At 42.9% G+C, this 22,549-nt stretch carries 20 protein-coding genes; 7 read left to right on the top strand and 13 right to left on the bottom strand.

Annotated elements, in window-relative coordinates; genetic code table 11:
* Positions 1-56 precede the first annotated feature (56 nt).
* Entirely contained in the window at positions 57-623 is a 567-nt protein-coding gene (gmhB, locus tag PR799_RS11710; RefSeq protein WP_272522126.1) for a D-glycero-beta-D-manno-heptose 1,7-bisphosphate 7-phosphatase, read from the bottom strand.
* Between the two features lie 169 nt (positions 624-792).
* Between gmhB and metN the strand changes: the two genes are divergently transcribed.
* From metN to proS, 6 genes are all read left to right on the top strand, one after another.
* Complete coding sequence (gene metN, locus PR799_RS11705) at positions 793-1,824, top strand: methionine ABC transporter ATP-binding protein MetN (RefSeq protein WP_006662999.1); 1,032 nt, start codon at positions 793-795, stop codon at positions 1,822-1,824.
* Positions 1,817-2,470, top strand: coding sequence for a methionine ABC transporter permease MetI (gene metI, locus PR799_RS11700; RefSeq protein WP_036968878.1), 654 nt, complete (start codon positions 1,817-1,819; stop codon positions 2,468-2,470). Before metN ends, metI begins: the two co-directional genes overlap by 8 nt.
* Before the next feature lie 91 nt (positions 2,471-2,561).
* Positions 2,562-3,383 carry a MetQ/NlpA family lipoprotein gene (locus PR799_RS11695; protein ID WP_036956390.1) on the top strand — a complete coding sequence of 274 codons (822 nt, stop codon included), beginning with the start codon at positions 2,562-2,564 and terminating at the stop codon, positions 3,381-3,383.
* A gap of 260 nt (positions 3,384-3,643) precedes the next feature.
* The gene (gene rcsF / locus PR799_RS11690) at positions 3,644-3,958 is read left to right on the top strand and encodes an Rcs stress response system protein RcsF (RefSeq protein ID WP_272522123.1); all 315 of its coding nucleotides are present in this window, start codon (positions 3,644-3,646) and stop codon (positions 3,956-3,958) included.
* A gap of 7 nt (positions 3,959-3,965) precedes the next feature.
* Positions 3,966-4,685, top strand: coding sequence for a tRNA (N6-threonylcarbamoyladenosine(37)-N6)-methyltransferase TrmO (tsaA, locus tag PR799_RS11685; RefSeq protein ID WP_272522121.1), 720 nt, complete (start codon positions 3,966-3,968; stop codon positions 4,683-4,685).
* 120 nt (positions 4,686-4,805) lie between these two features.
* Positions 4,806-6,524, top strand: coding sequence for a proline--tRNA ligase (gene proS / locus PR799_RS11680; protein ID WP_272522120.1), 1,719 nt, complete (start codon positions 4,806-4,808; stop codon positions 6,522-6,524).
* Positions 6,525-6,630: 106 nt separating this feature from the next.
* Here the strand turns inward: proS and PR799_RS11675 are convergent, their stop codons facing one another.
* A complete protein-coding gene (locus tag PR799_RS11675; RefSeq protein ID WP_154603336.1) occupies positions 6,631-7,287 on the bottom strand; it encodes a copper resistance protein NlpE N-terminal domain-containing protein in 657 nt (218 codons plus the stop codon).
* Positions 7,288-7,612: 325 nt separating this feature from the next.
* On the opposite strand from PR799_RS11675, the gene rof reads away from it, so the two are divergent.
* Entirely contained in the window at positions 7,613-7,876 is a 264-nt protein-coding gene (gene rof, locus PR799_RS11670) for a Rho-binding antiterminator (RefSeq protein WP_006658392.1), read from the top strand.
* Between the two features lie 85 nt (positions 7,877-7,961).
* Here rof and tilS read toward each other — a convergent pair whose 3' ends face one another.
* The 11 genes from tilS to rseP all read right to left on the bottom strand — a co-directional run bounded on the left by tilS (position 7,962) and on the right by rseP (position 22,547).
* Positions 7,962-9,329, bottom strand: coding sequence for a tRNA lysidine(34) synthetase TilS (gene tilS / locus PR799_RS11665; RefSeq protein ID WP_154627642.1), 1,368 nt, complete (start codon positions 9,327-9,329; stop codon positions 7,962-7,964).
* A gap of 123 nt (positions 9,330-9,452) precedes the next feature.
* Positions 9,453-10,412, bottom strand: coding sequence for an acetyl-CoA carboxylase carboxyl transferase subunit alpha (accA, locus tag PR799_RS11660; RefSeq protein WP_036956378.1), 960 nt, complete (start codon positions 10,410-10,412; stop codon positions 9,453-9,455).
* 12 nt (positions 10,413-10,424) lie between these two features.
* The gene (dnaE, locus tag PR799_RS11655) at positions 10,425-13,907 is read right to left on the bottom strand and encodes a DNA polymerase III subunit alpha (protein ID WP_272522117.1); all 3,483 of its coding nucleotides are present in this window, start codon (positions 13,905-13,907) and stop codon (positions 10,425-10,427) included.
* A 29-nt stretch (positions 13,908-13,936) separates the two neighbouring features.
* A complete protein-coding gene (gene rnhB / locus PR799_RS11650) occupies positions 13,937-14,527 on the bottom strand; it encodes a ribonuclease HII (RefSeq protein WP_154603340.1) in 591 nt (196 codons plus the stop codon).
* Positions 14,527-15,681, bottom strand: coding sequence for a lipid-A-disaccharide synthase (gene lpxB / locus PR799_RS11645; protein WP_272522113.1), 1,155 nt, complete (start codon positions 15,679-15,681; stop codon positions 14,527-14,529). Before lpxB ends, rnhB begins: the two co-directional genes overlap by 1 nt.
* A gap of 52 nt (positions 15,682-15,733) precedes the next feature.
* A complete protein-coding gene (lpxA, locus tag PR799_RS11640; RefSeq protein WP_108478503.1) occupies positions 15,734-16,531 on the bottom strand; it encodes an acyl-ACP--UDP-N-acetylglucosamine O-acyltransferase in 798 nt (265 codons plus the stop codon).
* Between the two features lies 1 nt (position 16,532).
* On the bottom strand, positions 16,533-16,985 hold the full coding sequence (fabZ, locus tag PR799_RS11635; protein ID WP_006658399.1) for a 3-hydroxyacyl-ACP dehydratase FabZ: 453 nt from the start codon (positions 16,983-16,985) through the stop codon (positions 16,533-16,535).
* 130 nt (positions 16,986-17,115) lie between these two features.
* Positions 17,116-18,153, bottom strand: coding sequence for a UDP-3-O-(3-hydroxymyristoyl)glucosamine N-acyltransferase (lpxD, locus tag PR799_RS11630; protein WP_272522112.1), 1,038 nt, complete (start codon positions 18,151-18,153; stop codon positions 17,116-17,118).
* Positions 18,154-18,156: 3 nt separating this feature from the next.
* Positions 18,157-18,651, bottom strand: a complete 495-nt coding sequence (gene skp, locus PR799_RS11625; protein WP_036956365.1) for a molecular chaperone Skp — start codon at positions 18,649-18,651, stop codon at positions 18,157-18,159.
* Positions 18,652-18,738: 87 nt separating this feature from the next.
* Positions 18,739-21,153 carry an outer membrane protein assembly factor BamA gene (gene bamA / locus PR799_RS11620; RefSeq protein ID WP_154627647.1) on the bottom strand — a complete coding sequence of 805 codons (2,415 nt, stop codon included), beginning with the start codon at positions 21,151-21,153 and terminating at the stop codon, positions 18,739-18,741.
* A 41-nt stretch (positions 21,154-21,194) separates the two neighbouring features.
* A complete protein-coding gene (rseP, locus tag PR799_RS11615) occupies positions 21,195-22,547 on the bottom strand; it encodes a sigma E protease regulator RseP (RefSeq protein ID WP_272522111.1) in 1,353 nt (450 codons plus the stop codon).
* Positions 22,548-22,549: the final 2 nt, after the last annotated feature.

Here is a 22,549-nt window from a genome sequence, read left to right as displayed (position 1 = left end):
CTCGCAAGTGTTTTTTTTAAAATAATTTCCAAGTGCTGATTTATCACCCAAAACGGTTACTTTGTGATGCTTTTTAAGGCTTTTGGCAGGTCTGCAAGGCTATTAATCACCAGATCTGCACTCGCAATAGCGTCATCTGTAACAGGTTCTCCGCTTTTTACTAATACATTTGTCCCCACAAGAGCCGCTTTGCCCGCTTGCATATCTGCAAGCTTGTCGCCAATCATAATAGAAGAAGCCATATCAATGTTTAAAAATTGCTGGGCATCTAAGAGCATTCCTGGTTTTGGTTTGCGGCAATTACATTCTTGCTTATATTCTTCTACTGTTGCATCCAGATGATGAGGGCAGAAATAGATACCATCTAAATCAACACCACGGTCGGCAAGAGACCAATCCATCCACTCAGTTAGCGTCATAAACTGGTCTTCAGTATAGATACCACGGCCAATACCAGATTGATTAGTCACGACAACTAATGCATATCCCATTTTTTTGAGTTCAATCATGGCTTCAATAGCGCCATCGATAAATTCGAAGTCATCGATTTGGTGTACATAGCCATGGTCGATATTAATTGTGCCATCTCTATCTAGAAAGATTGCTGGAATGCCTTTGCTCACTGCTTTACTCCTCAAACTAAAATGGTTTTTAGTATCTCATGAAAAGAAATGAAATGAGAATAGAATAAATCCATCAAACTTTGTTGACTTAGACGTCTAGACGCCTTAACATCCAATACATGTTAGATACAGTATCTTGAATATAATTCGTCAGAGAATAGAAGATAGAATGATAAAGCTCTCAAATATTAATAAAGTGTTCCAGCAAGGAAACCGCAATATACAGGCGCTGACTGATATCAGCCTGCATGTTCCTGCTGGTCAAATATATGGTGTCATTGGTGCATCCGGCGCAGGTAAAAGTACCTTAATTCGTTGCGTGAATATGCTGGAGCGTCCAACATCAGGGCAAGTCATTGTTGATGGACAAGATTTAACGTCTCTGCCAGAGAAAGAAGTGACAAAAGCACGCCGTGGAATTGGCATGATCTTTCAACATTTTAATTTATTATCTTCGCGCACTGTGTTTGATAACGTGGCACTGCCACTAGAATTAGACAATACACCGAAAGAGACCATTAAACAGCGCGTTAATGAATTATTAGAGTTAGTCGGTTTATCTGAAAAGAAAGATGCTTATCCAGCGAATCTTTCTGGTGGTCAAAAACAGCGTGTGGCTATTGCCCGCGCCTTAGCAAACTCACCAAAAGTATTACTGTGTGATGAAGCAACAAGCGCATTAGATCCAGCAACGACGCGCTCTATTTTAGAATTATTGAAAGATATCAACCGTCGCTTAGGCTTAACTATCTTATTAATCACCCATGAAATGGATGTCGTGAAACGCATTTGTGACCAAGTGGCAGTAATCAGTGGCGGTCAACTTATTGAGCAAGATAAAGTGAGTGAAGTTTTCTCTCATCCTAAAACGCCTGTTGCTCAAGCATTTATTAAGTCAACATTAGTTATCGATATTCCAGATGACTATAAAGAACGTTTGCAGCCAGAATCAGGTAAAGATCTCTCCCCGTTATTGAAACTGGAGTTCACAGGGCAATCGGTGGATGCGCCATTAATCTCAATGGCCGTACGTAAATTTGATATCGATATTAATATTTTAAGCTCTCAGATTGATTATGCCGGTGGCGTTAAATTCGGTGTGATGCTGGCTGAATTACACGGTTTAGAAAATGGCATTGAGTCCACCATTACATTTTTGAAAGAGCACCACGTGAAAGTTGAGGTTTTAGGTTATGTCTGAGGGAATGATTTCACTGCTTATTTCAGGAACGATTGATACGATTATAATGACTTTCGTTTCTGCAATTTTAGGTTTTATTTTAGGTATCCCGACAGGCGTCCTACTTTATGTCACTCGTCGTGGGCAAGTGATGGAAAATACCGTTCTGTATAGCGTTATTTCTGCTGTCGTGAACGTATTCCGCTCAATACCGTTTATTATTTTATTAGTCTGGATCAGCCCGTTTACCAAATTCATCGTAGGTTCTGCGATTGGTATCGAAGGGGCGATTGTTCCATTGACTGTTGGTGCAATTCCATTTATTGCTCGCATGGTTGAAAACGCATTATTAGAAGTACCGAATGGTTTAATTGAAGCATCACGCGCTATGGGTGCAACACCGTTACAGATTATCCGCAAAGTATTACTGCCAGAATCTTTACCGGGGTTAATTAACGCAGCAACCATTACATTAATTATGTTAGTCGGTTATTCCGCAATGGGTGGTGCAGTAGGTTCCGGTGGATTAGGACAAATTGCAATGCAATACGGCTACTATACTTATAATCCATTAGTTATGAACACCGTTCTGGTTCTATTGATTGTCTTAGTATTCATCATTCAGTTCACTGGTGAATATTTAATGAAAAAAGTGTCACATAAATAGTCCGTAATCTAGATAGTCAGAAACAATAGCAGCGCCAAAAAACGCTACACAGTAGTTAAGGTGCTATAAATAGTGTCTAAAGGGGTAAATTATGTCTATTAAGTTGAAATCAATTGCAGTAGTTGGCGCGCTGTTAGGAACATTAGCTCTCGCTGGCTGTGGTGAAAAACAAAAAGATCCAAATAGCATCAAAGTCGGTGTGATCATGGGCAAAGAGTTTGAAGTTGCTGAAGTTGCACAAAAAGTTGCTAAAGAAAAATATGGACTGAATGTTGAATTAGTTTCTTTCAATGACTTCGTACTACCAAACGAAGCATTAAGCAAAGGTGATATTGATGCTAACGCATTTCAACATAAACCTTATTTAGATCAGCAAATTAAAGACCGTAACTACAAATTAGTGCCTGTTGGAAATACCTTCATTTATCCAATTGCGGGATATTCTAAGCAAATTAAATCTATTGATGAATTGGCTGATGGTTCACAAGTTGCGCTGCCAAATGACCCAACTAACTTAGGTCGTTCATTACTGTTACTGCAAAAACAAGGTTTAATTAAGTTAAAAGATGGCACAGGTTTAATGCCTACCGTGTTGGATGTTGTTGAGAATCCAAAAGGCTTAAAATTTGTTGAATTAGAAGCACCACAATTACCGCGTGCTCTGGATGATCAAAAAATTGCACTGGCTATCATCAATACAACTTGGGCTAGCAGCGCAACACCTAAATTGACTCCAGCAAAAGATGGTCTGTTTGTTGAAGATAAAGATTCTCCATATGTGAACATTATTGTGGCTCGTGAAGATAATAAAGATAGCGAGAATGTGAAGAAGTTTATTCAAGCATATCAATCTAATGAAGTGGCAGAAAAGGCCAACGAAGTTTTCGATGGTGGAGCAGTTAAAGGCTGGTAAGCTTTTCTCTTAAAAAAAATGTGTATAAAATGCTAGGTGACTTTATGTCACCTAGTTTTTTTGTATTATACCAACATGCTTTAAACCGATTTGTTTCAAATACATTAGCTTTAGACCGATTACATAATTAATGCGCTAGCGCAAATAATAAAAAGGTAATATCTATGAGATTGTTTTTGCTCGCCCTCGCTACATTTGCTTTAGCTGGGTGCGGAATTAATCAATACACCAGTCCAAGCATGAATAAAGGGTTTTCGAGCATGAAATTATCGAAACCTTTACCTGTAGAAACTGAAGAAGAAGATGTCAGTGCAGAAAACATTAAATTAATGAACAGCCCTGAAGAGTTATTAGGAATGCCATTTCGTGACTTAGGTATTGTCTCTGGTGAGTCATGCAGAAAAAATGCAAAGAGTCCGCCTATTAACCTTGATTCAGCTAAAAACAGCATGTTGACGCAAGCCGCTTATATCGCTGCGGATGCCGTGTTATTACATCAGTGCCAAACCAAATCAGCGCCGGGTTGTTACCAAGCAACGGTATGTGAAGGTAGTGCACTTAAAATTGTTGAATAATCAACTTATGCAATCTTTTCAATTTAATGTTATTGGGCATATCGAATCCCCTTATAAAGAAAAGTTTGCCATTCCTCGCCAGCCCGGGCTGGTTCAAAACGGCTTTGGGCGTTTGCATTTACATCCGCCATACAATGACCCTAATGCCGTTAGAGGATTAACTCAATTTAGCCATATTTGGGTGTTGTTTGTTTTTCACCAAACGATGGAAGGTGGCTGGAAACCTCTCGTACGCCCTCCCCGCTTAGGCGGCAATGATAAAATGGGTGTATTTGCCACTCGTTCAACCTTTCGACCAAACCCTATAGGGATGTCGTTAGTTGAATTAAAAGACGTGACTATCGAAAACAACCAAGTCATTCTTGAACTCGGTAGCTTAGATTTAGTTGATGGCACACCAGTGGTCGATATCAAACCGTATCTGCCTTTTGCTGAAGCTATTACAACAGCCAAAGCCGGTTATGCTCAAGAAGCACCATCAGAAGATATGCAGGTTATATTTAGCTCACAAGCTCAAATTGAATGTGATAAATACCAATCTCGCTATCCCGGATTAGCGTCTTTTATTGAGCAAGTATTAAAGCAAGACCCACGTCCTGCCTATAAGAAACAATCCAATGAAGCCCGTGATTATGCGGTTCATTTATTAGATTTCAATGTGCGCTGGCGAGTGACTAATAATATCACTGAAGTGTTTGCCATCGAACGTAATGAAAAATCGCGTTAACCTCTTTTGACAAAGCATCGTCACTGGTAGACTAGCTGTTTATTCCGCTGCTTAGCAGCTTTAAATTATTGGGTAGGCATAAGCCCTACCATAATTTGTTGTTCTAATGGAACCTATACAATGCGTACTAGCAAATATCTGCTCTCAACTCTAAAAGAGACCCCTGCGGATGCAGAAGTTATCAGCCATAAGCTGATGCTGCGTGCAGGGATGATCCGTAAACTTGCTTCTGGTCTGTATGACTGGTTACCCACTGGCGTGCGTGTTCTGCGTAAAGTAGAAAACATCGTTCGTGAAGAAATGGAAAATGCAGGCGCTATCGAGGTATCTTTACCCGTCGTTCAACCTGCTGACTTATGGCAAGAAAGTGGACGTTGGGAACAATATGGCCCTGAGTTACTGCGCTTTGTAGATCGTGGCGAGCGCCCATTTGTTTTAGGTCCAACCCACGAAGAAGTTATCACTGACTTAGTGCGTAATGAGATCACTTCATACAAACAATTACCATTGAATTTATTCCAAATTCAAACCAAATTCCGTGATGAAGTTCGTCCTCGTTTCGGTGTAATGCGTTCTCGTGAATTTATCATGAAAGATGCATACTCGTTCCACACAAACCAAGAGTCATTGCAAGAAACTTACGATGCAATGTACCAAGCTTATAGCAAAATCTTCACCCGCATTGGCTTTGATTTCCGAGCAGTACAAGCAGACACCGGTTCTATCGGTGGTAACGCGTCTCACGAATTCCAAGTTTTAGCACAAAGCGGTGAAGATGATGTTGTCTTCTCTACTGAATCTGATTTTGCAGCTAATATCGAATTTGCTGAAGCGGTTGCACCAAATGTTCAACGTGCAGCGCCAAGCCAAGAAATGCATTTAGTGGATACACCAAATGCAAAAACGATTGCTGAATTAGTTGAACAGTTCAATCTGCCAATCGAGAAAACAGTTAAGACTCTGATTGTTCATGCAGTGAAAGACTCTGGTCATACTTTAGTTGCCCTGTTAATTCGTGGTGACCATGAACTGAACGAAATCAAAGCAGAGAAACACCCGTTAGTGGCAAGCCCATTGCAATTTGCTACTGAAGAAGAAATCCGTAAAGTCGTGAATGCTGGTCCAGGCTCTTTAGGTCCAGTGAATATGCCAATGCCAATCGTCATTGACCGCAGCGTTGCAGTGATGAGTGACTTTGGTGCAGGTGCAAATGTTGATGGTAAACACTACTTTGGCATCAACTGGGAACGTGACCTCCCACTGCCAGAAGTTTACGACCTGCGTAATGTGGTAGCGGGTGACCCAAGCCCAGATGGTAAAGGTACCCTGTTAATCAAACGCGGTATCGAAGTAGGTCATATCTTCCAGTTAGGCACCAAATATTCTGAAGCAATGAAAGCCTCTGTGCAGAACGAAGAAGGTCATAACCAAATCGTGACAATGGGTTGCTATGGTATTGGTGTAACTCGTATTGTTGCAGCAGCGATTGAGCAGAGCCACGATGAACGCGGTATTGTATGGCCAGATGCTATCGCACCATTCCACGTTGCTATCCTGCCAATGAACATGCATAAGTCTTATCGCGTTAAAGAAGTTGCTGAAAAACTGTATGCAGACCTGAAAGCACAAGGTATCGATGTTATTTTCGATGACCGTAAAGAACGCCCAGGTGTGATGTTTGCCGATATGGAACTGATTGGAGTTCCATACACTATCGTCATTGGTGACCGTAATTTAGATACTAACCAAGTTGAATATAAATCACGCCGCAGTGATGACAAACAACTGGTTGGTTTAGATAACGTGGTTAGCTTCCTGAAAGAAAAACTAGCTAAATAACCGTTACGTTAGCCTAAATACAAAAAGCTCAGAGTTCAGTTTTACTGTCTCTGAGCTTTTTTATTGTCACTAAGCCTTTTTACAATATAACCAAAACGAATTCAGGTTATTTGCAAGAGCGAGTTTTATCGAACTGAATATTCCCAGTAGGAATAAATGCAGAATCAAATTGACCATCTTCCATGGATGGGCGAATAGAGTAGAAACCATCCACCTCTAAATAAACTGGCGTGCCGCCATCCACATCAGTATCACTATAAGCTTTCTCTAGTTCAATGCCTGACGTTGCATATTTACGTCCAGAACCACATTCAGTAAATATAGCGGCATCGGCCATATAACGATATTCACCACGTTTTTTACTTGGAGTGACCTGTTTTAAGGTATGGTTCATTGAACTCTCAATCGCTTTGCCTTCTAAATCTAGCAGTGTGATTGATTGGTTATCAGGAGATTGTGCGAAGTATGTTCGCTCTGCTTTCGAGTTAGTTAATGTTAATACATTTTCCGTGCTAGACCAGTTTCCTGTTTCATGGAACATTTGATTCCCTTCACGGGTTTCTAAATAAAGCAGTTGCTCAACATAGCTGCCATCTGGATTGACTAATAATGTGGCTTCAATACCTGAACAATCTGCACAAGGAAGTACACCACTATAAACATGGTCTACAGGAGCGAAGTTCGCTTCGTTCACGCTGCTTTGACAACCGGATAATGCCACGGCACCCGCCGAAATAAGAGCCAATAAAAGTACTTTCTTCATTATAATTCCTTTCAGATCATTCAATTATTACTGTTACGCTTATTAATACATCATAGCATTTCAAGAAATAAAAAAATAAGGTATGCAAAAATTTACAATCGGATAAATAACCAGCTAAAGATATCAGTTTAGTGAATAAGAATTTTCCTTTTCCCACGTCACTGATTATAGTTATTAAATTACTATGCTATTATCGAGCGAAGCACTTTTTGATTTAGCTTTTTATTTCATCGGTAAATGCTTAGTCGATAAATGCTAGTGTTTTTAGATAAAACAAACATGTTCAAGGCGGCAATAACCGCCACTAACACAGTGGTGAGGGAATATGTCTACAGATAATGAATATCAACCAATCAATTGTGATGATTACGAATATCTAGAAATCGCATGCCAGCGTCAATTAAAGCTGCAAATTAAGCTTAATGACGGCGAGAATATTGAAGGGCAAGCCAGTGATTTGCTCCTACGAAAAAAAATTGAGTACCTCGTCCTGATCACACAGGAAGGCACTAAGGAGCTACGACTGGATATTATCTCATCCTTCAGTCATCCTGAAATCGGCACTATCGTTGTCGACCACTCCCACTAATACTCGCTTTTTCTGAGTTTCTTCTATGCCCCTTATGATAGTCACAGTCATAAGGGGTTTCTAATTTATAGATAGTTTATTCGCGTTATTCGCAGGAAAACTCATCGGTATTTGTCCAATGTTCGGAATTTTTCCAATCAATAGCCATGCCAATATTCTCCTCACCCACAAATCCATCAGGTGTAATAAAGCAGCCTACCGCACAAATAAGCGTTTCATTATAGTAAATTAGTGGGGTTCTTTCCCTCATCCACGGTGCAACACCCAGCTCTTGCCAAATTTTCTTGCTGCTACGTGAATGGTGGCGACCGACAATATTTAGCGAACCTTGTAATCCAAAGCGAACTGTCACTTTTTCTGTTTCTTGTGGTGGGCGTATCTGCCCGTCGCCATCCATCACAACCAGCATTCCCAGTGATTCAGGTAATAAATAATCCTCAGGATAATTCCACTGATATTGTTTTCCCATCAGGCTATTAATGCGCTTAACCACCCACAGAGCCCCTTGATAACGGCGAATTTCCACGTTACCCAAACGACAGATAGGTTCTGCATCCTGCCGAGCAAGTGCCACTTCCTGCCAAATCCGTTCCAATTGATTAAATGGCGGCATAGGTAACTGGTGAAAGCCTATCCAGCGGCGGATCAAGGCATTACGCTTGGCAACTGAACAATGGATAAGCCCATCGATATATAATCCACCTCGATAATCAATGATGTCATCCAGTGAATCTTGCAGTAGCTCGTCCAGCAGCGCCTCTTGTTCTGCGCATAATGAGGCACTTCGAGAAACTGCAGTCGCAAAATGTGGCCAGCGTTCAGATAATCTTGGCATAATATGCAAGCGCAGGAAGTTACGATCATATCGGTCGTCTTGATTACTATCATCTTCAACCCAAGGAAGTTGATATTCCGCTCGATAGTTTTCTAATTCATGGCGAGAAATGACTAATAAAGGTCGTAATAGAATCGTTTTTCCATTTTTCGCTTGAAAAGGAAGTGACTCCGGCATCGCGGAAAGTCCTGCGGGTCCACTGCCTCGCTTAAGCGCCAGCATGAATGTTTCAGCTTGATCATCAAGATGCTGAGCCGTCACCAAAATCTCATTGTCGAGTAGCTCATCACGATATGCTTGATAACGTTCAGTTCTTGCTGCCGCTTCAACACCAATCTGAGAGCTATCTACGGTTACACGCTGGCAAATAAACGGGATATTCCATTGTTGACATAATGAAGCACAGTGAGTTTCCCACTTATCCGCTTGAATATTTAAACCATGATGAATATGAATGGCGCGGATTTCTAATGACGGTAATTCACTGATTTTTATCTGATAAAGAGCATGAAGTAATACCGTGGAGTCGATACCACCACTGAATCCAACCAGAATTTTTCGGTAGCTTCCGATTTTTTCTCGAACTGTTGCGAGAATATGCTGTGAGGATTTCGCCATTATCTTCCCTTTATTCCACCCACATCTTAATTCAATATTATATTAAAGATAATAAAAAACGGGAGCTGGCTAAACCGACTCCCGTTTCAAAATAGAATGGATTGCACTTAATAGGTTAGCTAATTAGCAGTAACCATATCCCATCAGACGTTGATAACGACGATTTTTCAGTGCTTCTTCATCCAGAGTTTCTAACTCATTCAAGTCTTGCGTGATTTGTGCTTTCAGAGATTCTGCAATTTCATCGTAGTTACGATGAGCGCCGCCCAGAGGTTCAGGGATCACGCTATCAATCAGCTTCAGCTCTTTTAAGCGAGGCGCCGTAATACCCATCGCATCAGCCGCTAATGGTGCTTTATCGGCGCTTTTCCACAGAATAGATGCACAGCCTTCTGGTGAGATAACGGAATAAGTGCTGTATTGCAGCATATTCACTTTATCACCCACACCAATCGCTAACGCACCACCTGAACCGCCTTCGCCGATCACGGTACAGATCACTGGAACGGATAAGCGAGACATTTCACGTAAGTTACGCGCAATCGCTTCGGATTGACCGCGCTCTTCTGCACCAACACCCGGATATGCACCCGGTGTATCGATAAACGTAATAATTGGTAGGTTAAAACGCTCAGCCATTTCCATCAGACGCAGTGCCTTACGGTAGCCTTCTGGTGCTGGCATACCAAAGTTACGGCGAATTTTCTCTTTCGTTTCACGACCCTTTTGATGGCCAATAACCATCACTGGGCGGCCATCTAAACGAGCCAGACCACCAATAATCGCTTTGTCATCGGCATATGCACGATCACCCGCTAACTCTTGGTAATCTGTAAAAATACGGGAAATGTAGTCCAAAGAGTATGGACGACGTGGGTGACGAGCGAGTTTAGCAATTTGCCAAGCCCCCAGATCAGAGAAAATCTTACGTGTCAGTTCAACACTTTTTTCACGTAAACGAGCAACCTCTTCATCTAGGTTGACTTCTAAGTTGTTATCTTGACGGCTAACTGCAGTTAGGGAATCGATTTTCGCCTCTAATTCAGCAATCGGCTGTTCAAAATCAAGAAAGTCCAGACTCATAATATTCCTATTTTAGTCAAATTCTAATTCTACCTGCTCACTACCCAGCAGAGTTCGAAGGTCGTTCAGAAGGGGATCCACGGGTGTCACACGCCAAACAACGCCAAACTTGAGCTTAGCTCTGGCATCATCCTTCTGATAATACAAATGAACCGGTATCGTGCCTGAGCGGTGAGGTTCAAGAGCATTGCGAAGCCGATTCAGTAATTGATCGTTAATTTGTTTATCGGACAGCGATATTGCAAGGCCGCGCGCATATTTCTCCCTTGCTTCTCCGATATCCATCAATTCGCGCACTGTCATTTTATTACCACCATTGAAATCATCAAAGCTGACCTGACCGGTGGCAATCAAAATATTGTCTTTTTCCAACATATGTTGGTATTTATCCAGCGCATCTGAAAATAACATAATATCCAGGCGACCGGAACGATCATCAAGCGTACAAATCCCAATTCTATTCCCACGCTTCGTGGTGATCACTTTTGCAGAGAGCACTAAACCTACCACAGTTGTCACTTGACCGCGAGGGGTTGGGTTCACATCTTTCAATCTCAAACCATTTGTATAACGCTCTATCTCACTTAAGTATCGCGTTATTGGATGACCTGTCAAATAGAGACCCAACGTTTCGCGCTCACCTTCTAGCACGACTTGCTCAGGCCACTTCGGCACACTCGCGTAAGAACTTTCAACCTGCTCAGGCGCTTCAGCAAGCACCCCAAACATATCCCCTTGCCCGATAGCTTCTGCTTTCGCATGCTGATCTGCTGCTTTTAATGCGTCTTCAAGGGATGACATCAAGGCTGCTCGGTGAGGACCTAAATGATCGAATGCCCCAGCCATGATCAGCTTTTCCATCACGCGGCGGTTGATCTTTTTAATATCCACACGAGCACAAAGATCGAAAATTTCTTTAAAGATCCCACCTTGTTGGCGAGCTTCAATAATCGCTTCGATTGGCCCTTCACCAACGCCTTTAATTGCGCCGATGCCGTAAACTATCTCACCTTCATCATTCACATGGAAGTGATATAACCCACTATTGATATCTGGTGGCAATACTTTCAAGCCCATACGCCAACATTCATCAACCAGCCCCACCACTTTTTCCGTGTTATCCATATCCGCAGTCATTACTGCAGCCATAAATTCAGCCGGATAGTGGGCTTTTAGCCATAATGTTTGGTACGAGACCAGCGCATAGGCCGCGGAGTGTGATTTGTTAAATCCATAACCGGCGAATTTCTCCACCAAGTCAAAGATTTTCATCGACAATTCGCCATCTACCCCGTTTTTGATGGAACCTTCTTCAAAAACAGAGCGCTGTTTTGCCATCTCTTCAGGTTTCTTTTTCCCCATCGCACGACGCAACATATCCGCGCCACCGAGGGTATAGCCAGCTAAAACCTGAGCAATCTGCATAACCTGTTCTTGGTATAAGATAATACCATAAGTTGGCTCTAGAACAGGTTTTAATGATTCATGCTGCCAATTTACATCAGGATATGAGATCTCTTCACGACCATGTTTACGGTCGATAAAGTTATCTACCATCCCCGATTGCAGCGGGCCTGGGCGGAATAACGCCACCAGAGCGATCATATCTTCAAAACAGTCCGGTTGCAGGCGTTTAATCAGATCCTTCATTCCTCGGGATTCTAATTGGAATACCGCCGTGGTTTCCGAGCGCTGCAACATATCGAAGCTTTTCTTATCCTGTAAAGGAATAGCTGCAATATCAATCGGTTCTAAATTTTTCTTGGCTCGACGGGCATTGATCATCTCCAATGCCCAGTTAATAATGGTTAGCGTACGCAGACCTAAGAAGTCGAATTTTACCAAGCCAGCATATTCGACATCGTTCTTATCGAATTGTGTAACGGGGTTATTACCTTCAGCATCGCAATAGAGCGGCGCAAAATCCGTAATTTTAGTTGGTGCAATAACTACCCCACCGGCGTGCTTACCGGCGTTACGCGTTACCCCTTCAAGCTTACGCGCCATATCGATTAGCGCTTTAACCTCTTCATCTGCTTCATAAATTTCAGGCAGCTGCGGTTCTGCTTCAAAGGCTTTTTCAAGGGTCATTCCCGGATCAGGGGGAACAAGTTTAGAAATTCTATCAACGAAACCGTAAGGGTGGCCCAGTACACGTCCCACGTCACGAATAACGGCTTTTGCTGCCATCGTACCAAAGGTAATAATCTGGGATACCGCGTCCCGGCCATACATTTGAGCAACGTGATCAATAACTTGGTCACGTTTTTCCATGCAGAAGTCAACGTCGAAGTCTGGCATTGATACCCGCTCTGGGTTCAAGAAACGCTCAAACAGTAGGTCAAGTTCAAGTGGGTCTAGGTCAGTGATTTTTAGAGCATAGGCCACTAAAGAACCCGCACCTGAACCTCGTCCCGGGCCAACAGGAACGCCGTTATCTTTCGACCACTGGATAAACTCCATCACTATCAAGAAGTAGCCTGGGAATCCCATTTGGTTGATAACGTTGAGTTCGATTTCTAAACGTTCATCATATTCAGGACGTCTTTCTGCTCGGACTTTCTCATCTGGGAATAGGAATTTGAGGCGCTCCTCCAGACCTTCTTTTGAACGCATGACCAGAAAGTCTTCCGTTTCCATATCCCCTGTTGGGAATTTCGGTAGGAAATATTCACCAAGACGAATAGTGACGTTACAGCGCTTAGCAATCTCTACACTATTTTCTAATGCTTCAGGGATGTCGGCAAACAGCTCGCACATCTCTTCTTCAGTACGTAAGTATTGCTGAGGACTATAATTTTTGGGGCGCTTCGGATCGGCTAACGTGAATCCATCATGAATAGCGACACGAATTTCATGGGCGTCAAAGTCGCTGCTTTCAATGAAGCAGACATCGTTGGTTGCCACTACAGGCAGACCACGTTGGGTGGCTAGCTCAACTGCTGCATGGAGGTAGCTTTCTTCATCCGGCCGCCCTGTCCGGATAAGTTCAAGATAGTAAGCATCTGGAAAATGGGTTTGATAAAACTCAAGGCTTTCATCCACTAACGCTTGATTACCGCGCAGTAAAAATTGCCCCACATCTCCTTTTCGCCCGCCTGATAATAGGATCAAACCTTCTTTATGTTTGACAAGCCAATCCCGGTGAATCGTTGGACCAATGGCACCATAGCCTTTTTGGTATGCTTCGGAGATGAGTAAAGTGAGGTTTTGATAGCCTTCGTTATTGCGAGCTAGAACGGTTAAGTGAGCAACCTCATCACCCAGTTGCTCACTTTCCATATAAAAATCAGCCCCAATGATTGGCTTGATACCCACACCATGAGCCGCACCATAAAACTTCACTAACCCACAAAGGTTAGTAAAATCCGTGATGGCAAATGCAGGCATGCCCATGGCGGCGACTTTTTTCACTAATGGACCGGTTTTTGCCAGTCCATCAATCATGGAGTAGTCACTGTGAACACGTAGATGAATAAAACGAGGAGAAGCCATTAACCTTATACCTATTTTTCTTATGCCGACTATTTAATGTCTAACGCACGTCTTACAGGCGCGAAGCTTTTACGGTGAAACTCAGTAGCGCCAAACTCAGCTAATTTTTCTAAATGATACGCTGTGGGATAGCCTTTGTGTTTCGCAAAACCATATTCAGGGAAAGCTTTATCAAGCTCGACCATTTCTCTGTCTCTGACCACTTTCGCCAGAATGGATGCAGCGCTGATCTCTTGGACTAAACTATCACCTTTAACAACGGCCTGTGATGGCATGGTCAGTTTAGGGCAACGGTTACCATCGACTAAAACAAACTCTGGTTGAATGGAAAGGCCTTCTACCGCTCTTTGCATAGCTAACATTGTGGCATGCAATATATTCAATTGATCGATTTCTTCTGGTTCTGCGCGGCCAATACACCAACACAGCGCTTTTTCTTTGATCTCATCGAACAGCTTTTCACGCTTTTTTTCGCTAAGTTTTTTTGAGTCCGCAAGCCCTTCAATCGGATTGTTGGGGTCTAAAATCACAGCAGCGGTCACGACGGCACCGACAAGCGGCCCACGCCCCACTTCATCAACGCCAGCAATTAAGTTGGCTTTTGGGTATATAAATTCCATTATTTTCTAACCAAATCTAATACAGCATCAGCGGCTTGTTGATCTGCATCACAACGAATCAGTTGATGCAATTGTAAGAAGGTTTCCTTCAGCGCATCGACTTGCTCTCCGCCTTCCAACAATGGAAGTAACTGGTCGGCAAGCTGCTGTGGCTGGCACTCTTCTTGGAGTAGTTCTTTCACGATTTCTTTCCCTGCCAATAAATTTGGCAAAGAAACATAAGGCGTTTTGACTAAGCGTTTCGCGAGCCAGAATGTAAAGGGCTTCATACGATAGCCCACTACCATTGGGCATTTGGTTAGCATACATTCTAAGGCAGCGGTGCCTGAAGCGAGTAATGTCGCATCTGACGCAGTCATTGCGTCGCGAGCCTGACCATCCAGAATATGGACATTCAACTCTGGAGCAACCTGTTGTTTTATCTCATCGAATTGTTGGCGTCGTTTCTGATTTACCAGAGGCACAACAATATGTAGATCGGCAAAGTGGCTACTTAATAGTGTAGCGGTTTTTAAGAAATCAGCACTGAGCATTTCCACTTCAGAATGGCGACTCCCCGGTAACAATGCTAAACATTTTGCAGTCGCAGGGATATTCAAACGTTCACGCGCGGCCTGTTTATCCGGATTTAAAGGGATAGAATCCGCCATTGTGTGCCCGATAAAACGGCAAGGAACATCAAAACGGTCATAAAATGCTTTCTCAAACGGGAGAAATGCTAAGACTAAATTGGTGGAGCGACCGATTTTGAACACGCGTTTTTGGCGCCATGCCCATACCGATGGGCTGACATAATGGATAGTTTTGATACCTTTTGATTTTAAACGACCTTCAAGGGTGATATTAAAATCAGGCGCATCAATACCGACAAACACATCAGGTTGTAACTCAGTAAAACGCTGAGTTAAATCTTTACGGATGGATAATAAACGCGGTAAACGCCCAAGGACTTCAACAATCCCCATGACGGCGAGCTCTTCCATTTCATACCAAGCTTCACAACCTTCTGCTTGCATGAGTGGGCCAGCAACACCGACAAAACGGGCATTGGGAACTTGTTGTTTTAAGGCACGGATAAGCCCTGCACCTAAGATATCACCAGAGGTTTCTCCGGCAACAAGGCCAATAGTAAGTGGGCGGTTGCTATTCACCAAAATTCGCTCCTTATTAAAGGCCTTTTCTTGTGTTCATCTACAGCTGCAAAAATTAACGAATAATTCCGCGCTTAGATTGTGCTGAGTCTTCTAAGAAATCACTAAATACTTTGACGTGTTCGTCAGTTTTTGCCATTTCAGCAATTTCTTCACGTGCTTCTTCTAAAGATTTCCCTGAACGATATAACGTTTTGTAAGCGTTACGAATAGCATGCAGAGATTCTTTTTCAAAACCACGGCGTTTTAAACCTTCAAGGTTTAAACCAAATGGAGTTGCATGGTTGCCCTGTGCAATAACGTATGGAGGTACATCTTGCGCAACACCAGAGCATCCACCGACCATTACGTGCGCACCAATCTGACAGAATTGATGCACCGCAGTCATGCCACCAATAATAGCGAAATCACCAAGAGTGACGTGACCACCTAACGTTCCGTTATTCGCGATAATACAGCGGTTACCAATGATGCAGTCATGCGCAATATGGACGTTAACCATCAGTAAATTATCATTACCAATTTTAGTTAGGTCGCCGCCTTGTGTGGTTCCACGGTGGATAGTCACACTTTCACGGATGCGGTTACGGTCGCCAATCTCAACGCGAGTTGGCTCACCTTGGTATTTCAGGTCTTGGTTAATTTCACCAATCGAAGCAAATTGAAAAATAACGTTGTCGCGGCCAATTTTCGTGTGTCCGTTGACAACAACGTGAGATTTCAGCTCAGTACCTTCACCAATTTCAACATTAGCGCCGATATAGCAAAAAGGACCAATGCGAACATTGGCACCAATAACAGCTCCATCTTCTACAATAGATGAGGGATGAACATAGGCAGTTTTGTCAATCATATCAGACCTCACGACGACGGGCGCACATCATTTCTGCTTCGCAGGCCACTTCTCCATCAACTTTTGCAACACCTTTAAAACGTGCAACACCGCGACGTTCTTTGATAAATTCAACTTCCAGGATCATTTGGTCTCCTGGCAGAACGGGACGTTTAAAGCGTGCATTATCAATCGCTGCAAAATAATACAATTCGCCAGGTTCAAGTTTGCCTACGCTTTTAAACGCAAGGATACCCGTAGCCTGAGCCATTGCTTCTAAAATTAAAACACCCGGGAAAATTGGTTTGCTAGGGAAATGTCCCTGAAAGAATGGCTCGTTAAAAGAGACGTTCTTTACCGCGCGCAAAGATTTACCTTCTTCAAAATCCAATACACGGTCAACCAAAAGGAATGGGTAACGGTGCGGAAGTAGTTCTAAGATTTCTTCTATATTCAGAGTATGATTATCACTCATCGAAATACTCTTCCTGTCTATTAATACTATCTAATTAATGAATCGGCCCGCTTTAACTCAAGGGTGAGTTAACAGGCAGGCCGGAAAAAACGTAACTCAAGAAACTATTTTAGCTTGAATTACCAAATAATTACTGATTTTTTTGATTTTGGCTATCTAATTCACGTTCAAGTGTCTTTAGACGCTTATTCATCTCATTGATGTTTAAGACTAAAGCCGCGGTTTTACGCCATGTTTTATTCGGCTGTAAAGGAATACCGGAAGAGTAAACTCCTGGCTCAGTAATTGGTCGCATGACCATTCCCATACCTGTTACGGTAACCTTGTCACAGATTTCCATATGACCATTGATAACACTGGCTCCGCCAATCATACAATAGCGACCGATTTTTAAACTACCAGCCATGATGACGCCACCCGCAACTGCGGTATTATCACCTATTGTTACATTGTGCGCAATTTGGCATTGGTTATCGATGATAACGCCATTACCAATGACTGTGTTATCTAATGCGCCACGGTCAATTGTTGTACACGCGCCGATCTCAACACGAGACCCGATGATCACGGTACCTAATTGCGGGATCTTGATCCAATTACCACGATCATTGGCATAACCAAAGCCATCAGAACCGATCACTGTACCTGACTGGATCAAGCAACTTTCACCAATCTCAACATGATGGTAAACACTGACATTCGCCCATAAACGGGTGCCTGCACCAATGCGGGTATTTTTACCAATAAAACAACCTGCACCAATCACAACGTTATCGCCTAGCACAACGCCACTTTCGATAACAGCATTCGCGCCAATTGCAACATTCTGGCCAAGCTGGGCATCATCAGCGATAACCGCTGATGCATGGATATTCTCAGCAGGGGCTGGAGTGGTATCCATAATTTGCGCCATATGCGCATAAGCAAGATAAGGATTATCTACAACCAGTGCAGCAACCTTACAAGCACTCAGATCTTTTTCAGTTAATACCACAGCAGCAGCTTGGCAATCTGCCAACTTATCGCTGTAACGGCTATCAGATAAAAAAGTAATCTGCTGATTGTTCGCTGAATACATCGGTGCAATACCGGTGATGACGATATCGCCATCACCGTGTAACTGTGCATTCAACTGCTGAGCGAGGTCAGCTAATCGAATTGAAGACATCTATTATTTAACCTGTTTTTGAACCTGACTGGTGATATCGATACCATCTTTTGCATACGCAACCGCGTTTGCATCGATAACAACGTCATAGCCTTCTTTCGCTGCAACAGATTTAATAGAATCTTGGATACGGCTCAGGATCTTATTACGCTCTTCAGCTTGACGACGACGGTTGTCTTCTTCAAATTTTTGAGCTTTCTCAGCGAACTGGTCACGTTTAGTGATTAATTCTTTTTCCTGCTTTTCACGATCGCTAGTGCTCATAGTCGCACCGTCACGACGCAGCTTTTCTACGCGTGATTGCAGGTCTTTTTCCAGATTCTGCAGTTCAGTAGCACGGCTTTTGAATTCACTCTCAAGCTGTTTAGCAACGGCTTCACGAGCAGGCATGTTTTGGAAAACTTCGCCAACATTAACAATAGCGATTTTTTCAGCATACGCACCCGCAGACATTGCTAAAGCAATACTCACACCCGCTGCACACAACAATTTTTTCACACTAAACTCCTTAACCCATTCTTATGGCTGGAAATTTTGGTAGCCCTCATTATCTTATGAGGGCTGATTTCGATAGAGACTGAATTATTACCAAGTTCTACCAATATTAAATTGGAACTGTTCTGATTTGTCGCCTTCGTAATCCTTGATAGGTTGCGCATAGGAGAAGACCAGAGGCCCAAGTGGCGAAATCCACTGTAAAGCAATACCCGTAGAAACACGGACGTTAGTTGCTGTACCGTAGTCAGGCATGCCTGCACGCCATGCTGGGTTAATACTGTTCCAATTGGTATCCCATACGGTTCCCGCATCTACAAACAGAGATGTACGGATCGTATTCGCATATTTTTCGTCGATAAATGGCGTTGGTGTAATCAGCTCAAATGAACCTGCATACATCGCATTACCACCAACCGCATCGCTAGATGGGCTACCTGGCTCTGGACCATCTTTCCCGTTCACATTCTTCAAATAAACAGCTTTAGGACCAATGTTATTCGAACGGAAACCACGGATGGTGCTAGAGCCCCCTGCATAGAAGTTCTCATAGAATGGCATTTGCTTGCTGCCGATACCATCACCATAACCCGCCTGCGCACGACCTAACACAACCCACGTTTCATCATCATTCAGTGGGAGATATTGGGCAGTATCAAAACGCAGTTTGTAGTATTCGTTATCCGAACCTGGAATTGTCACTTTACCTGAAACACTGGTTTTGTTACCCGATGTTGGGAAGAAACCACGGTTTAAGGAGTTGTACGTCCAACCTAAATTCAGTGTAAAGTCATCTGCTCTAAAGCTTTCCTTGTTACGACCGTCTTTAGTCACTGGTGGGTTTTCACCCATAGATTGTAGATAATCCCACATCGCGGCTTGCGCACGCATGTCAGACAGGTCGTTATGAACATAACCCGCACCAATACGGAAGGAGTTATTTTCATTGAATGGGAAGCTTAATGTACTATCTAAACCATACGTTTTGTTGTTATAGCCAGATAAGTCCGCATCTTTCGCACTAAAGTCGTTATAGAAGATACGTCCACCCAAACTTACACCGTTAACCGTGAAGTAAGGGTCTGTCATTGAAAACTCGACGTTTGTTGAGTAGTCATTTCGGCTGGCGTTAATTCCAACCGCATTACCTGTACCCAACCAGTTATCCTGAGTGACACCGACTTGGAAGCTCACGCCACTTTCAGTACCAAAACCAACACCAAAGTTCATTGAACCGGTATTACGTTCTTTAACTTTATAGATAACATCAACTTGGTCTGGGCTACCCGGAATACGCTGAGTTTCAACATCAACCGTTTCGAAGAAACCAGTACGGTTCAGACGCTCTTTACCTAATTCAACTAAATCGTTACCTAGCCAAGCACCTTCCATTTGACGCATTTCACGGCGTAAAACAGAATCTTTACTGGTATCGTTACCTTGGAAACGAATTTGACGAACATAGAAACGGTTACCTGCATCAACGTTAACATGCAGTTTAACAGTCTTATCAGCATCATTAATTTCTGGCTGAGTCATTACGCGCGGATAGGCGTAACCATAACGACCAAACAGGTCTTTAATTTGGTTTTCCATCTGAGTCACTTGAGCACCATTGTATAACTCACCTGGAGTGATGGTGATCAGCTCTTGGATATCCGCTAAATGCTCTGCCGTATTACCATTAACATCCACACCAGAAATCTTATATTGATCTCCTTCAGTGACATTAATCGTAATGTAGATATCTTTTTTATCTGGTGTCAGACTCACTTGCGTCGAGTCGATATTGAAACGTGCATAACCACGATCAAGGTAGAAACTGCGCAGGGTTTCTAAGTCACCCGCCAATTTTTGTTTTTGATATTTTTGGTCAGCCGCCAAGTTCCACCATGGCACATCGTCACGTAATTGGAGCTTATTCACCAATTCCGCTGTTGAGTAGTTTTTATTACCCACAATGTTGATTTGCTGGATTTTTGCAGACACGCCTTCAGAGAACACAAATTTCAAATCCACGCGGTTACGTGGTAATGGCGTGACCACCGCTTTTACTGTCGCGTTGTATTTACCAACACTGTAGTAAAAGTCCTCTAAACCTTTTTCAATATTCGCAATTTTAGTGCGGTCTAATGCTTCACCCACACGGACATTGGATGCTTCCAAGTTCTGCTTTAGCATGTCATCTTTTACAGATTTGTTACCTGTAAAAGTGATACTCGCGATGGTTGGTCGTTCTTTAACTTGAACGATCAGCGTATTTCCATCACGCAGGACCCTAACATCTTCGAAGTTACCTGTAGAGAATAGTGAGCGAATCGAACGACTAATATCTTCGTTATCGATTGAATCCCCGACCCTGACAGGCATGTTCAATAATGCTGCACCAACGGCGACGCGTTGTAGACCTTCGAAACGAATGTCTTTAACTACGAATCCGTCTGAACCGTATGCAGTGGCGCTACCTAAAAGCAGCGACGCTATGAGCAACTTTTTCATCGCCATCGTTGTTATGCGTATTCCTTACTGGTCCCAAGCTTACAAAATTAGAAGCGAGAGAAATCATTAAAAAGTGCAAGTCCCATTAACAGAATCAATGCCATTGCACCAATTCGAAAACTAAAGTCTTGTACTCGCTCAGACACTGGACTCCCTTTAATTTTTTCAATTAATAAGAAGAGTAAGTGCCCCCCATCTAACACAGGCAATGGAAATAGATTGATGATGCCTAAGTTCACGCTAATCAGCGCAATAAACATCAGATAATATACCAAGCCTGACTCCGCCGAAACCCCCGCACCTTTTGCGATAGATACCGGCCCGCTCAAGTTATTGAGTTTGACATCCCCAACAACCAGTTTACCCATCATATTGACTGTCAGTTTCATTAACTGCCAAGTCTTGTCGCTAGCTTGAAACAGTGCAGATACAGGGTTGTATTGCTGCACTGTTTTATATTCATCAGCTAGCGGTAATACAGTTAGTTCGACACCTGCAACGCCAAAACGCTCACCTTTTTTACCTTCCTGAACATCAGGAACCAAGGTTAAATCAATCAATGTCGAATCACGTTGTACGGCTAATTTTAATGGTGTCCCCGGATTATTTCGGATTATTCTCGTCACTGGATTCCAAGTATCCAGCAGCTCTCCGTTGACACTGATAATTCTATCTCCCGGCTTTAAACCGGCACGCTCGCCCGCTAAGCCTTCCGTCACCTTATGGATGACTGGGTCAACCTTCGCAGACACTGGCATAATCCCTATAGATAAAATAGGATCCTGCTTTTCAGGGTCAAATTGCCATGCGCTTAAATCCACTGTTTTAGAAACTGGCTCATTATATCCTTGAGGTAAAACTTGTGCAGTAAATTCCCTATCACCAATTTTACTCACTAGCGCTAAACGAACTGAATTCCAATCAGGTGTTTCGATACCGTCTATCGATTTTAGTTCCATTTGAGGCTCAAAATTTGCCTCAGCAGCAATGGAATTTGGCTTAATGTTATCAATGACTGGGCGAACAGACGGAATCCCAATCATAAAGACAATCCAGTAGACAACAATAGCGAGCAAAAAGTTCGCAAGAGGCCCTGCGCTGATAATGGCGGCACGTTGTCCAACGGTCTTATTATTGAAAGCTAAATGACGGCGTTCAGGGCTTACTTCACCAACACGCTCATCGAGCATTTTGACGTAGCCACCAAGTGGGATCAACGCTAAAACAAACTCTGTCCCATGTTTATCGACTTTACGCCATAGCGTCTTACCAAACCCTATAGAGAATTTTTCAACATAAACACCGCAACGGCGCGCGACCCAATAATGCCCAAATTCGTGCACTGTAATCAGCACGCCAATCGCAATAATAAACGCCGCTAAGCTCCAAATAAATCCCATTA

The sequence above is a fragment of the Providencia sp. PROV202 genome (genome assembly GCF_028479565.1).
GTDB classification, from domain to species: domain Bacteria; phylum Pseudomonadota; class Gammaproteobacteria; order Enterobacterales; family Enterobacteriaceae; genus Providencia; species Providencia zhijiangensis.
Note: the sequence above shows the minus strand (reverse complement) of the source record. Positions and strands in the feature narration are given on the sequence as shown.

Bases quoted from the DNA above. Each gene is read 5' to 3' on its own strand.
- metN (WP_006662999.1), top strand. From the start codon at position 793: ATGATAAAGCTCTCAAATATTAATAAAGTGTTCCAGCAAGGAAACCGC.
- metI (WP_036968878.1), top strand. From the start codon at position 1,817: ATGTCTGAGGGAATGATTTCACTGCTTATTTCAGGAACGATTGATACG.
- PR799_RS11695 (WP_036956390.1), top strand. From the start codon at position 2,562: ATGTCTATTAAGTTGAAATCAATTGCAGTAGTTGGCGCGCTGTTAGGA.
- rcsF (WP_272522123.1), top strand. From the start codon at position 3,644: ATGAAATTATCGAAACCTTTACCTGTAGAAACTGAAGAAGAAGATGTC.
- tsaA (WP_272522121.1), top strand. From the start codon at position 3,966: ATGCAATCTTTTCAATTTAATGTTATTGGGCATATCGAATCCCCTTAT.
- proS (WP_272522120.1), top strand. From the start codon at position 4,806: ATGCGTACTAGCAAATATCTGCTCTCAACTCTAAAAGAGACCCCTGCG.
- PR799_RS11675 (WP_154603336.1), bottom strand. From the start codon at position 7,287: ATGAAGAAAGTACTTTTATTGGCTCTTATTTCGGCGGGTGCCGTGGCA.
- rof (WP_006658392.1), top strand. From the start codon at position 7,613: ATGTCTACAGATAATGAATATCAACCAATCAATTGTGATGATTACGAA.
- tilS (WP_154627642.1), bottom strand. From the start codon at position 9,329: ATGGCGAAATCCTCACAGCATATTCTCGCAACAGTTCGAGAAAAAATC.
- accA (WP_036956378.1), bottom strand. From the start codon at position 10,412: ATGAGTCTGGACTTTCTTGATTTTGAACAGCCGATTGCTGAATTAGAG.
- dnaE (WP_272522117.1), bottom strand. From the start codon at position 13,907: ATGGCTTCTCCTCGTTTTATTCATCTACGTGTTCACAGTGACTACTCC.
- rnhB (WP_154603340.1), bottom strand. From the start codon at position 14,527: ATGGAATTTATATACCCAAAAGCCAACTTAATTGCTGGCGTTGATGAA.
- lpxA (WP_108478503.1), bottom strand. From the start codon at position 16,531: ATGATTGACAAAACTGCCTATGTTCATCCCTCATCTATTGTAGAAGAT.
- fabZ (WP_006658399.1), bottom strand. From the start codon at position 16,985: ATGAGTGATAATCATACTCTGAATATAGAAGAAATCTTAGAACTACTT.
- lpxD (WP_272522112.1), bottom strand. From the start codon at position 18,153: ATGTCTTCAATTCGATTAGCTGACCTCGCTCAGCAGTTGAATGCACAG.
- bamA (WP_154627647.1), bottom strand. From the start codon at position 21,153: ATGGCGATGAAAAAGTTGCTCATAGCGTCGCTGCTTTTAGGTAGCGCC.
- rseP (WP_272522111.1), bottom strand. From the start codon at position 22,547: ATGGGATTTATTTGGAGCTTAGCGGCGTTTATTATTGCGATTGGCGTG.